The following is a 12938-nucleotide window of genomic DNA, read 5'->3' on the forward strand; positions in this document are numbered from 1 at the left end:
GATTAAAGTTTCACTTTATGAACTTTCAATTTTCAAGTATAAATTCCCGTCTTTCCCAAAAACTAACACAAGTAAATGATATATGGGTAAGGGGTGAAAAAATGTTCGGTTTATCATCTGAAAAATCCAAAAAGACTACAACAAAACCAATTTGTTCTATTCCAGAATTTATAAAAACCATGAAAGAATCTAGCGATTTTGTTTCTTACAACGTACTTGAAGATGAAACGTTATGCTTGTTTTATTATAAATCTGTCGTGGAAGCACTTATTATTAAACAGTTTATTTTAACTCCTATGAAAAAGGAATCAGAACATATTCAAAATATCTCTGACCTATGTAATATTGTCTCCATTGAAGATATTATTACCTCTCCCTCTATTGATGATATTCGTGAGAAATTATTAGGTGGATATATTTTAGTACGCTTAAAAAGCAATTCGAATCCCGATCAATATGCTTTAATTCGTGCCGAAAGTACTGTTTTAGGAACACGATTATATAACGATACAGAAAATGAGTATAGCGTAATCGGACCTAAAATCGGTTTCGTTGAAAACCTTGATACAAATATACACTTATTGCGCCGAAATATTGTAACGGAGCAACTCATTTTCAAAGAAGTTATCGTTGGATCTATGTCAAAAACGAAAGTAGCAGTTGCTTATATTGAAGGGGTTACAAATGAACAATTTATCAACACTGCAATACAACGACTAGAAGACATTGACTTTGATGTTCCATTCGATTCGACTATGATTGAGCAATTTATTAGTGATAATAGCAATTCACCATTCCCTGTTCTATTACCTACAGAACGATTAGATCGAGCAGTATTTGCATTAATTAACGGGGAAGTTTTAATTTTAACAGATGGCTCTCCATATGCTTTATTAGGACCGACAACGTTACTAGATTTTTTCATTTCACCAGAAGATTATTATTTACCGTGGATGATTGGATCGTTCTTTCGCGTTATCCGTTTTTTCGGAGCTATATTTTCTCTTTTTTCCTCCGCTATTTATACAGCGGCTTTAACATATCATTATCAAATGATTCCTGCTGATTTACTAGGACCTATTATTTTCTCGAGAGCGAACGTACCTTTCCCGCCTATTCTAGAAGCACTCTTTCTAGAGATTACAATCGAATTGCTTCGTGAAGCGGGAGCACGTTTACCGACGAAAGTCGGACAAACAATTGGTATTGTTGGCGGGATTGTAATTGGGCAAGCATCTGTTGAAGCCGCTTTAACGAGTACGATTTTATTAATTGCAGTTGCTTTATCCGCTCTTGCATCTTTCACAACGCCGACTGTAAAAATGTCTTCTACTATTCGGTTGTTACGATTTCCGCTTATTCTTTTAGCTGGTGCATTTGGTGGATTAGGTCTTATTGTCGGGTTTGTGTTTATTTTAGCTCATTTAATTAAATTAAAATCACTTGGATCACCTTATTTATTACCTTTATATCCATTTCGTGGTTTAGGTACAGCGGAAGGGTTTTTCCGTTTACCGTTTAGCCAAACTGCACAAAGGCCTTCTTTCCTTAGACCAAGATCTAAATGGCGCTATAATCCAAACAAAGCGAAGCAAAAACGTGATGGTGATAATGAATGAAAAAACTCTTATTGTTCCTTATTATAACCCTTTTTGTTCTACAAACTGGCTGTACACAAACGTATATAGTGGATACACAGCGTATTATTCATATTGCTGGATTTGACATCACAAAAAACAAAAGATTCCAAGGAACGATCTTATTTCCAGAGTATACACATGGTGTAAAATCGAAACCAGAAACTCAATCAACATCTGCCCGTTCACTTGAAACAATCGCTTCACGATTAAATGCAAAATCCCCTCACAATGTTGTTGTAGGTCAAATGCGTGTCGTTCTATTTGGAAAAGATCTAGGAGAACAAGGAATGGGGGAAATTATTACTAACTTACAACGTGACCCAAATATCGGGCGTGATATACAACTAGCAATTGTAGATGGATCGGCTGAAGAGCTTTTAAATTATGGAAAAAAAAATGGTTCGTTATACATTGCTGATTTACTTGAACAAAATATACGAAACGAGAACATTCCACAAACCACATTAAACATTTTTTTATATAATTACTACTCTTCTGTATGTGATGCGTATGTTCCTTATATTAAAATGGACGATAATCATTCCGTGGCTGTCAAAGGACTTGCTTTTTTAAAAGGTGATAAAGTCGTTATGTATACAGATAAAAGACATTCTGTTTTAGCAAAATTACTTATTAACCCTACGAAAAATGGACGTTACGAAGCAGCGATAAAGAAGAACAAACATAAAGGTATGGTTGTCATACAAAACTTAGCTGGGGAAAGCAAGTATGATATTGATCAAACTGGTGACATACCAAAAGTAAAAATCCATTTAAAACTAAATGGACTAATTAAAAACTCCCCTACTTGGATTGATTTAAGAAAAAAAACAAATATCAATTATATAAAAAAACAAATTGAACGAAACGTTGAACAAGATTGTGAAGAATTAATAAAACAATTTCAACAAAAGAGAATTGATCCTTTAGGAATACGCGATGAAATTAGAAGCCATACGAGAAAATGGAATATAAACCAAATTCGAAATATGTACCCGAATATAGCTGTGGATATAAATTTAGATATTAACATTGTACAATCTGGAATTGGGGAATAGCGAGGTGAAATAAGCAATGCATACAATGAATAAAACAAAGACTGTCTCTCCATATTTTGCATTTGTTTTGTTACATTCTCTTCAAATTGGAATAGGAATTCTAGGATATCAACGGGTAATTTTAAAAAATGCTGGTTATGACGCTTGGATATCTCTAATCATAGCAGGTATTGCAACTCATATTGTACTGTTTTGCATGCTAAAAATGTTAGAAAAAGATGGCGATTTAATTAGCATTCATACAACGAGCTTTGGAAAATGGATCGGTTCTATATTTTCTGTAATTTTTACTCTTTATTGCTTATTATTTTGCCTTACTGTTCTTCGTACATATATGGAAGTAATACAAGTTTGGATTTTCCCTACCATTAAATTATGGAAACTAACCCTTATGTTTTTATTAGTGACTTACTATATTATAAAGGGAGGATTTCGCTCTGTGACGGGAATATGTTTTTGGGGAGTCGTTCTTCCTATTTTCGTTGTATTCTTTTTAATTTATCCAATGAAATATGCACATTTCCGCAATATTTTACCAATTTTTACACATTCACCTTTTGACATGCTTATATCTGCAAAACACTCTGCGTTAGAGTTTCTTGGTTTTGAGACAATCTTAATCTTCTATCCATTTATTGAAAAAGGAAAATCCTTAAAAAGATGGGCTCATGCAGGTATTGCTTTTAGTACCTTAATTTATGTAGTTTTAGCCATCTTATCTTTTATGTATTATAGCGAGGGCCAATTAAATCACACGATTTGGCCTACTTTAACAATGTTAAAAATCATTAAAGTCCCTTTCATTCAACGCTTTGAATATATTATTATTTTCGTTTGGTTTTTAATTATTTTGCCAAACCTTTGTTTAACCATTTGGTCATCATGTCAAACGATGAAGCGTTCATTCCATATTCCCTTTAAATTCACATTACCATTTTTTATTTTCATGGTCTTTACAACTTCCTTATTTTTCACAAATCGTGAAAGTATCAACACATTAAATACAGTACTATCTAAAGCGGGTTTATATATTGTATACGCTTATATCCCAATTTTATTTCTATTCCATTCAGTGCGATGGCGCTTCAAAAATCCGTCGAAAAAATCTTCACCCGACACACCATGATATTTGATACAATTTGGTTAATACATTTGTAAAGGGGACAAGCGAATGAAAAAGTATGTATTTTCTTTACTTGTAGTACTAAGCTTAATTCTTGCTGGATGCGGGAGTACTGGTACAAATGAAAAAAAATCTTCTGAATCAAAAGAAGAGCATGACCACGCATCACATACTCAGCAAGCTGATATTCAAGAAAAGACAAAAGGAGTCGACACACTCCCTACCTTCCTAGACAAGCTTGATCCGCAAATGAAAGATATCTACACTGTCGCTGGACAAAATGCAGAGCTATTAGATTGGATTCCATGTTACTGCGGTTGCGGTGAGAGTGTAGGACATAAAAACAATAAAAACTGCTTTATTCGTGAAATTAAAAAGAATGGTGAAGTTGTTTGGGATTCCCACGCAACAACTTGTGTCAACTGCCTAGAAATCGCGGTTGAATCGGCTTCCATGAAACAAAAAGGAAAATCAACGCTCGAAATTCGTAACTATATCGACAATAAATACAAAGAAGGGTATGGCAAGCCAACACCTACGCCAATGCCAAAAGCATAAAAACGAGGAAATCCCTCGTTTTTCTCTTTTCATTCACCTTTTTTCTTAACAAATTCTTTCAAGTGTATTTCTCCTTACTTGTCACACACTATATATAACTCCTCGGTAAGGAGGGTACACAGTGCAAACATATAACGACTATGATAAAGCTCTCTATTACACGTATTGCTGTAATTGGGATAAATTACTCGTTCTCATGGTTCAAACGAACGATCAATTATTTTCTAAGCGTATTGAGCATTTTTTACACGCTTATCAATACAGTAAAGAACTACCAGAAGTTGATAAACAATTGCAGCTCCTATTTCAATATATTGACCACGCATCCCAAAAGTCACATGTAGAAGAAGTAGAGCAAATTCAAATGTAAAATATAGCGCTATTCTCTTTATGAGAATAGCGCTTTTTTAAAATGTTTATATCAATAAAAGTTTCTCCTTATAAAACTTTTATTGATAAACATATTTTTTCTTTCTTTTCCCTACCACTTCATACTATAATTTAGTATGTAACTATTATAAGTGAGGTATAAAATATGGGACGAGAAAAAAAGCAAGAGTATGCTTTATTTGCTGCATGGGGAGCTTCCTTTATTGCTACATTAGGAAGTCTATACTTTTCCGAAATTATGAAATTTGAGCCTTGTGTCCTTTGTTGGTATCAACGTATTTTTATGTATCCATTTGTTTTATGGCTCGGTATCGCTGTAGTAAAGAAAGACTATCGCATTGCAAGTTATTCTTTACCAATCGCAAGTATTGGTGCTTGTATTTCTTTATATCACTATGCAATTCAAAAAATCGCAGCATTTTCAGCTGCTGGGGCAGCTTGCGGCCGCGTACCTTGTACGGGAGAATACATAAACTGGTTCGGCTTTGTGACAATCCCGTTTTTAGCACTTATCGGCTTTATCACAATCGCTGTTTGTAGCTTCATCGTAATTAAAAACAAATAAGGAGATGAAAGAATGAAAAAAATGCTTATATTTGGCGGTATTATTATCGCCTTGTTTGCAGCAATTTTCGCTGTAACACAAATGGAAGAAAAAAATGCTTCAACAAGCCAAAAAATTGATAATGCTACTAGTCAAACAGATGGTTCTGACTACTACACAAATAAAATCTCTCTTTCAGATCTCCAAAAGAATTTAAAAGAGAAAAAAGAAGAAACAGTATACTTTTATCAAACATCTTGCGTTCATTGCCAAAAATTATCTCCTATCGTAGTACCAATGGCTAAAGACTTGAATGTTGATATGAAAGTTATGGATATTGAAAAATTAGATGCTCCTTGGGATGAATATAAAATTAAAGGAACTCCAACAATCATTCATTTTAAAGATGGTAAAGAAGTGAGCCGTATTAGCGGCGAACAACCGGAGGACAAATTAAAAGAGTGGCTTGAGCAAACGAAAAAATAATAAGAAAAGGAAACTCCTTCTATACATGAAATGGGCGTAAAATCCCACACTAATGTATGAGGAGGGGGTTTTATGCCAGAAGTGAAATGCTCTGTTTCCAATTGCTCATTTTGGGGACAAGGTAACCTTTGTCAAGCAAGTGCAATCGTTGTTCAACCTGATGCACAAGAAGCAGGTCAAATTGAAAACAGTTCATATACAAACGCTACTTTAACAAACGAGACGCTTGAAAGTTCTGTAACAACGAGTGTAGAAACGTGTTGTCATACATTTAAACCGAAATATTAAACGTAAAAGCATACGATTAGTCGTATGCTTTTTTACATTCCTCTCCAAACATCATGCATCATAAAAAAGTACAAAATAACGAGAAGGACCGTCCCGCATAAAGTAATGCGCCGATATACACTCTTCTCCCCTTCCCTCGCTTTAACAAATGCCCAAATAAATCCAACGAACAATATTAAATCAATATATGGAACATAAAAGGAGAAGACGAGTAACGCATATAAATACACGATAAATAAACAAGTCGTGATTAAGAAAATTTTAAATGCAAATTCACTTTTCATAATGTGACCGCCCCCCAGTCTGTACTGTATTATATTCAGCAAAACATAATAGTTGCTGTTTCAATTTTTTTATCTCACTATTTACAGGCGCGCGATTGGTATGAAATCATTAAAACCAACTAAACTTCATCACAAATAAGCTACCGCCTATACACGGTAGCTATTATGGAACATTATATTTCCTTTTATATATGTTACTTAAAATCGAATAAGGTAATTGCTCATAACGAATTTTCTCTCCTGTTTCATCTACAATATACAAATTGTTTCCTATATAATAGGTTCCATCTTTTCGTTTGGAATACACTGTGTATCTTTCGTTTGGCAATACTGTTTTTACTTTCGTCAATTGTCCATTTGGTTCTTGCCAATATATATCGGCGCGATCTACTAACGTAAGCATTCCAATTTGTTCTTCTTCTACTTTACGACCATTCCAACTCACAACCCGATAACCAAGCTTATACGCTTCATATTCGGGACTCGTATGAAAACGAGAAATAATTACTTTCGTCTGTAATTGTACCCGGTCGTATAACCATTGTATGTCCCGATCGTGCATGCGAATACAACCATTCGACTCCCTGCTTCCAATCGTCCATTCCCGATTTGTTCCATGAATTGCATATTCCTTTTTATCTAGACCTAACCACCTCGTACCGAGAGGGTTATTCGGAGCACCCCCAGCTATTTTTTTACGATGGTATTCTTTATTTTTATATTTAGTTATAATACAAAAATTACCCTCAGGCGTCGGGGTCCTGTCTTTTCCTGTCGTTATCGGAAATGTCTTAGTATAGTTTCCATCTTCAAAAAAAGACAGCTGATTCGTCGTAAGGTTAACTAATATTAAATGATCTGTATTAGCAAAAACGCTAGCTGGCAGGCAGAAAAATAGGATTACGATAAACCATACTTTCTTCATCTAAATCCTCCCTAGCACTAACATCATAATAAAGTGAAACTTTACTCGTCGTGGGATTTTGTCCATCCCCACTGAGAATTAGCCTTCACCAATCGAGCATTTACGGACATTTATCTCCCACCTAACTTCCTTGTATTCACCGAATTGTTAGGTAGGGGTCTTACTGCCCGCAAATAGCGGGATAAAGTGAAACTTTAATCAGTGGGGGTTTTGTTCATCCCCCACTGAGGATTAGCCTTCACCAATCGGGCATTTACGGGCAGTTAATCTCCCACCTAACTTCTGTGCTCCACCTGAATTTTGAGGTGGAATTTTACTGCCCGCAAATAGCGGGATAAATACAATTAACTTTACTTTGCTCTTATAAATGAAAACTATCCATTCACAATTACTCCACCATTTACATGCATCATCTGTCCCGTCACATATGCCGAATCACTAGACGCTAAATATACATATGCAGGCGCTAATTCATACGGCTGACCAGGCCTTTGCATAGGAACATTACTCCCAAACTGTGATACTTTTTTCTCATCAAAACTGGATGGAATAAGCGGTGTCCAAATTGGGCCTGGTGCAACACCATTTACACGAATTCCCTTTTGTACTAACGACTGAGAGAGCGATCTTGTAAAAGCGACAATCGCTCCTTTCGTTGCAGAATAGTCGATCAACGTTTCATTTCCTTCATACGCAACGATAGATGCCGTGTTTATAATTACATCCCCTTGCTTTAAATGAGAGAGGGCTGCTTTTGTAACATGAAAATAAGAAAAAATATTAATACGGAACGTTTTTTCTAGCTGTTCCGCTGTAATATACTCTAGTCCTTGCTGCGGATATTGCTGTGCGACGTTATTCACAAGAACATTTAGTCCCCCTAGCTGCTGGGCGGTCTCTTCTACAATCTCTTTACAATGTTGTTCATTACTCAAATCTCCCGGCAATAATACACAATTCACGCCTTCTTTTTCCACAAGTTGTTTCGTCTCAGTTGCATCTTCGTCCTCATCTAAATAAGCAATCGCAATATTTGCTCCCTCTTTTGCAAAAGCGATGGACACAGCTCTCCCAATCCCGCTATCTCCTCCTGTAATTAATACATTCTTTCCTTTTAACTTTTCACTTCCTTTATAATTAGGATCTTCAAACTTTGGAAGAGGATTCATTAACGATTCAATACCAGGTTGTTTATTTTGATGTTGTGCTGGCATTGTTAAAAAGTTTTTTTGCTGCGGCATAACTTCCTTCAACTCCTTTCCCCTTATAATGCGCACAATAAAAAAAACTACTTACAAATTAAAGAACCGCAATTCACACACAGTTTTACGATTAATATTCGAATTTACGACATAAAATATAAGTTGTTCTAAAGTTTTTATGCAAAACTATTGCAAAATAGTTAAAAAACGAATATTATATATAACTGTTGTGAAAATTATTCGTAAAAAGAAAGGATGTTTATATGTTTAACCTTTCAAAACATAAAACTTCTATTAAAACTGAAATTATGGCAGGTATTATTACCTTTTTAACAATGGCATATATCATTGTCGTAAACCCTGTCATCCTTGGGGATGCAGGTGTTCCGTTTGAACAAGCATTTACAGCTACAATTATCGCTGCTGTTGTCGGAACATTATTTATGGCGATCTTTACTAATTTACCAATCGCAATCGCACCAGGTATGGGATTAAATGCTTACTTCTCTTATTCTGTTGTAAAAGCCCATGAAGGCATGACTTTCGCAATTGCATTCTCTGCTGTATTCGTAGCAGGTATGATTTTAATTTTGTTATCATTCACATCTTTCCGTACGAAATTAATGGAAGTAATTCCTGAGAACTTAAAACATGCACTTACTGCTGGTATCGGTCTTTTTATTGCTTTTATCGGTTTGCGCTTAACGGGAATTGTTACAAAAAATGATGCAAACTTAGTTGGGCTTGGCGATCTTCACTCTGCTCCAGTTCTACTAGCATTAGCTGGCCTTGGAATTACAATTATCCTTATGTCTTTAAATATAAACGGGGCACTATTTATCGGAATGTTATTAACTGGTATTATCGCTTACTTCACAGGTCAATTAACATTCTCAAGCGGCGTTACATCGATGCCTGGATTACCAGAAGGAATTATCGTTTCAAATCCAATTACTGCTGTATCTGATGTAATTAACTACGGATTATACGGCGTTGTGTTCTCATTCTTCCTTGTTACACTATTTGATACAACAGGTACACTACTTGGCGTTGCACAACAAGGTGGATTTATGAAAGATGGAAAGCTTCCAAAAGCAGGACGAGCTCTTCTATCTGACTCATTCTCAGCAACAATTGGAGCTATGTTCGGAACAACACCATCAACAGCTTACATTGAATCATCTGCTGGTGTTGCAGCTGGTGGTCGTACTGGTTTAACAACTGTTACAGTAGCTGTTCTATTTGCATTAGCAGCATTCTTCGGACCGTTAGTGAGCGCTGTTTCTGGCGTTTCAGCTATTACAGCACCATCACTAATTATCGTTGGTAGTCTTATGATGGGCTCAGTTCGCCACATCGATTGGGATACATTCGATGAAGCATTCCCAGCATTTTTAGTAATCTTAAGCATGCCACTTACATCAAGTATCTCAACAGGTATTGCACTTGGATTTATTTCATACCCACTTATGAAAGTGGCAAAAGGACAATTCCGTGCTGTTCACCCACTTGTGTATTTATTCGGGATCTTGTTCGCTTATCAATTAGTTTTCTTACCACATTAAAATCCCTCATAAAGAGGGATTTTTTCATAAATAAAAAAGGCTGCAGAGAACTCCTTCTCCACAGCCTAATTATTATTTTTGCAAAAACGTCTGCAAATCTGCAAATTGTCTCTTTGCATCTTCATAGCCTTGCTCATATAAACTTTGTAATTTAGCCGTATCCTTTTCCATACGATCTACTTGAAGCGGCACTTCTGGGCGAATAACAAATAAATTACCTGCTTGCTCTTCTTTTTCAATGTAGTGAAGTGTTTCATTATACACTTCATAACGATTCAGCATCGTATTTACAAGGTTTGGATACTTCTTATAAGCCTTTGCTGCAATCCAACCAAATTTTGATTTTTTCTTCGCGTAACCATGATTTCTCGTCAAAATAACGACTGATTTTTTAAATCCATCTTCCTGTGCTTTACGAACTGGAATCGGATCTGAAATCCCGCCATCTAACAATTGCTTACCTCGGTAGTTTACTGCCGGTGCAATGAAAGGTAATGAACTAGATGCTTGCAATAAATTTAGTGCATCATCATTCGTTCCCTCTTTTTCAAAATAAACAGACTGTCCTGTTTCACAATCAGTTGTTCCTACAAGGAAACGCTCTGGACTATTAAAGTATGTTTCAAAATCAAACGGTACATGCTTTTCTGGAATTTCATGAAAAATGAATTCCATATCAAATAGCTGACGTTTTTTCCACAAGTTTTTATACGATAAATACTGCGGATGTGATGCGTAATCAATATTTACTGTTTTATTTCTATTTCTTTGTCTGGAAAGATACGACGCTGCATGACAAGCACCAGCTGATACACCAATTACATATGGAAAATATAAATCTTGTTCCATAAAATATTCTAATATCCCGCCCGTATATACACCACGCATACCGCCGCCTTCTAATACTAACCCCGTATTTTCAAGCATGTTATTCTCTCCTCTTTATATACATTGACTCTTTAATTATTCACTATGTTAAGTATCTTTTTCTATTATATATGAGTTCTTTCAGAAATTATATTCAAAAGGCTTGAAAAAAAGAAAAATAGAGACTCCTCAACAACCCGGTCTCTATTTTAAGCTCTTTGATCAGCAACGATATGAATATCAATATACTTCGTTTGTCTCATAATTTCATTTACAATAGAACCTTTTCGTATTTCTTCCCACCGTGTTCTCGCCGATTGCCCGAGTAAAACTTGTGTCACCTGTAGTCTTTTTGCAACTTCAATAATAACATCAGCGGGCTTTCTTCCCTTTGCTTCTTCTAATACAAAGCTCGCATCAAATTGATTCGTTAGCGATTTCCATTCTTCAATCGTTTGCTTTTTGCCTGCTGAAATAGAATCTATATTTTCTCTTTCAACGTTTAACACATACAATTCAGCATTTAGCCGATCAGCCATGCGCCAACCTCTCCGTATTAATTTCTCTGCTGTTGAACTGTATTGTACACAAACGAGAATTTTTTCTTTCACACCGATCGGTTCTATTACTGTTTGGCTAATTTTCTCATCCATATCATCTGCAACTTCTCGAAGTGATAACTCTCTTAATGCCCCTAAATTATTTATCGTAAAGAAGTTTTGTAAGCTTTGCTCTATTTTTTCTTCCTTATATATCTTTCCATCTATTAATCTCTTCCGTAGTACCTCAGGTGTTGCATCAACAAGCTGAATTTCATTTGCTTTTTGTAAAATAAAGTCTGGAATACGCTCTCGTACTTTGACATTCGTAATTTGAGCTACAATATCATGAACGCTTTCTAAATGTTGAATATTAAACGCTGATAATACAGATATACCGGCATCTAACAATTCCTGCACATCCATGTAACGTTTCTTATTTTTCGACCCGGGAATATTACTATGCGCAAGTTCATCCACAACAACAATTTGTGGTGCCCGCTTTATAATTCCTTCTACATCAAGTTCATAAAATACTTTCCCTTTATAATCTATTTCTTTTAAAGGAACTTTTTCTAAATCAGCAATTGCTTCTTCCGTCTCTTTTCTACCGTGTGTTTCAATTAAACCAACTACAATATCAATACCGTCTTTTTTCATCTCTCTTGCATCAAATAGCATTTTATAACTTTTCCCAACTCCAGGTGCAGCCCCTACGTATAGCTTTAGCTTTCCGCGATTTTGCTGCCGAATATATTCTAAATACTCTTCTGGCGTTCGCCTTTGAAACGTCGGTTTATAGTCATCCGCATACAAAAAACTCACAACCTTTCTTTCGAAACAACGCTACCTCAATCCGTTAGATTGAGGTAGCACTGTTACTATTTCATTAATTTCTGCAATTCTAAATTTAGCTTTAAGACGTTTACACGATCCTCTCCAAATAAACCGAGTGCAGCTCCTTCTGTTTGATCCTTAATCAATTGATCTAGCTTTTCTTTCGGAATATTCGTTAATTTTGAGATGCGATCTACCTGCACAGAAGCCGCCTTCGGACTAATGTCAGGATCAAGCCCTGAACCTGAATTCGTCACTAAATCTATCGGTACTTCTGTAACTGGAACGGCCCGGTTTTGTTCCTTCCACTCTGCAATACTTTTCTCAACTCGTTTTGCTAAATCTGGATTAGACGGTGCATAGTTATTTGAACCAGATGCTTCTGCTTTATATTCTATACTAGAGACACGTCCATGAAAATAACGTGGATCTGTGAAATTTTGACCGATTAGTTTTGAACCAACTACTTCATCCTTTTCATTATATATAAGACTTCCATCCGCATTATCCTTCATTACCGCTTGAGCAATACCAGTTACAATAAGCGGGTATACAAGGCCGCACAAGACTAAGAACGTAAAAGTAATACGAATAATTGGTGAAAGTATACTTTGTTTTTCCGCCATCTTTTT

General features: G+C 35.7%; 15 protein-coding genes. 9 read left to right on the forward strand and 6 right to left on the reverse strand.

Features of this window, described 5'->3' with window-relative positions; translation table 11 throughout:
- The first annotated feature begins 101 nt into the window (after positions 1-101).
- From MKX66_RS15945 to MKX66_RS15980, 8 genes are all read left to right on the forward strand, one after another.
- Positions 102-1619, forward strand: coding sequence for a spore germination protein (locus MKX66_RS15945; RefSeq protein ID WP_341086692.1), 1518 nt, complete (start codon positions 102-104; stop codon positions 1617-1619).
- Positions 1616-2698, forward strand: coding sequence for a Ger(x)C family spore germination protein (locus MKX66_RS15950; protein WP_341086695.1), 1083 nt, complete (start codon positions 1616-1618; stop codon positions 2696-2698). Before MKX66_RS15945 ends, MKX66_RS15950 begins: the two co-directional genes overlap by 4 nt.
- 16 nt (positions 2699-2714) lie before the next feature.
- Positions 2715-3824, forward strand: a complete 1110-nt coding sequence (locus tag MKX66_RS15955) for a GerAB/ArcD/ProY family transporter (RefSeq protein ID WP_341086697.1) — start codon at positions 2715-2717, stop codon at positions 3822-3824.
- 45 nt (positions 3825-3869) lie between these two features.
- Positions 3870-4379, forward strand: coding sequence for a PCYCGC motif-containing (lipo)protein (locus MKX66_RS15960; protein WP_002029887.1), 510 nt, complete (start codon positions 3870-3872; stop codon positions 4377-4379).
- A 121-nt stretch (positions 4380-4500) separates the two neighbouring features.
- Entirely contained in the window at positions 4501-4749 is a 249-nt protein-coding gene (locus tag MKX66_RS15965) for a YhdB family protein (RefSeq protein WP_001195459.1), read from the forward strand.
- A gap of 165 nt (positions 4750-4914) precedes the next feature.
- Positions 4915-5334, forward strand: coding sequence for a disulfide formation protein C (locus MKX66_RS15970; protein WP_002125372.1), 420 nt, complete (start codon positions 4915-4917; stop codon positions 5332-5334).
- Positions 5335-5346: 12 nt separating this feature from the next.
- Complete coding sequence (locus tag MKX66_RS15975; protein WP_002029885.1) at positions 5347-5799, forward strand: thioredoxin family protein; 453 nt, start codon at positions 5347-5349, stop codon at positions 5797-5799.
- Between the two features lie 72 nt (positions 5800-5871).
- A complete protein-coding gene (locus MKX66_RS15980; protein WP_002029883.1) occupies positions 5872-6087 on the forward strand; it encodes a DUF1540 domain-containing protein in 216 nt (71 codons plus the stop codon).
- Between the two features lie 32 nt (positions 6088-6119).
- On the opposite strand, the gene MKX66_RS15985 is transcribed toward MKX66_RS15980, so the two are convergent.
- The 3 genes from MKX66_RS15985 to MKX66_RS15995 form a co-directional block, all read right to left on the reverse strand.
- A complete protein-coding gene (locus MKX66_RS15985; protein WP_002029881.1) occupies positions 6120-6371 on the reverse strand; it encodes a hypothetical protein in 252 nt (83 codons plus the stop codon).
- Between the two features lie 163 nt (positions 6372-6534).
- The gene (locus tag MKX66_RS15990) at positions 6535-7296 is read right to left on the reverse strand and encodes a L,D-transpeptidase (protein ID WP_341086699.1); all 762 of its coding nucleotides are present in this window, start codon (positions 7294-7296) and stop codon (positions 6535-6537) included.
- Between the two features lie 374 nt (positions 7297-7670).
- The gene (locus tag MKX66_RS15995; protein ID WP_002087502.1) at positions 7671-8537 is read right to left on the reverse strand and encodes an SDR family oxidoreductase; all 867 of its coding nucleotides are present in this window, start codon (positions 8535-8537) and stop codon (positions 7671-7673) included.
- A gap of 224 nt (positions 8538-8761) precedes the next feature.
- On the opposite strand from MKX66_RS15995, the gene MKX66_RS16000 reads away from it, so the two are divergent.
- Positions 8762-10063: an NCS2 family permease gene (locus MKX66_RS16000; RefSeq protein WP_002029878.1), complete on the forward strand. Its 1302-nt coding sequence runs from the start codon at positions 8762-8764 to the stop codon at positions 10061-10063.
- A 72-nt stretch (positions 10064-10135) separates the two neighbouring features.
- Here the strand turns inward: MKX66_RS16000 and MKX66_RS16005 are convergent, their stop codons facing one another.
- The 3 genes from MKX66_RS16005 to kdpC form a co-directional block, all read right to left on the reverse strand.
- A complete protein-coding gene (locus tag MKX66_RS16005) occupies positions 10136-10990 on the reverse strand; it encodes a patatin-like phospholipase family protein (protein ID WP_002029877.1) in 855 nt (284 codons plus the stop codon).
- Positions 10991-11139: 149 nt separating this feature from the next.
- On the reverse strand, positions 11140-12294 hold the full coding sequence (gene kdpDN, locus MKX66_RS16010) for a KdpD-like non-kinase potassium sensor (protein WP_326996997.1): 1155 nt from the start codon (positions 12292-12294) through the stop codon (positions 11140-11142).
- Positions 12295-12350: 56 nt separating this feature from the next.
- Positions 12351-12932 (reverse strand): K(+)-transporting ATPase subunit C, encoded by a 582-nt coding sequence (gene kdpC / locus MKX66_RS16015; protein ID WP_326996996.1) that lies wholly within the window; start codon positions 12930-12932, stop codon positions 12351-12353.
- Between the last annotated feature and the right edge of the window lie 6 nt (positions 12933-12938).

Source organism: Bacillus sp. FSL R9-9530 (assembly GCF_038008145.1).
Taxonomy (GTDB): domain Bacteria; phylum Bacillota; class Bacilli; order Bacillales; family Bacillaceae_G; genus Bacillus_A; species Bacillus_A mycoides.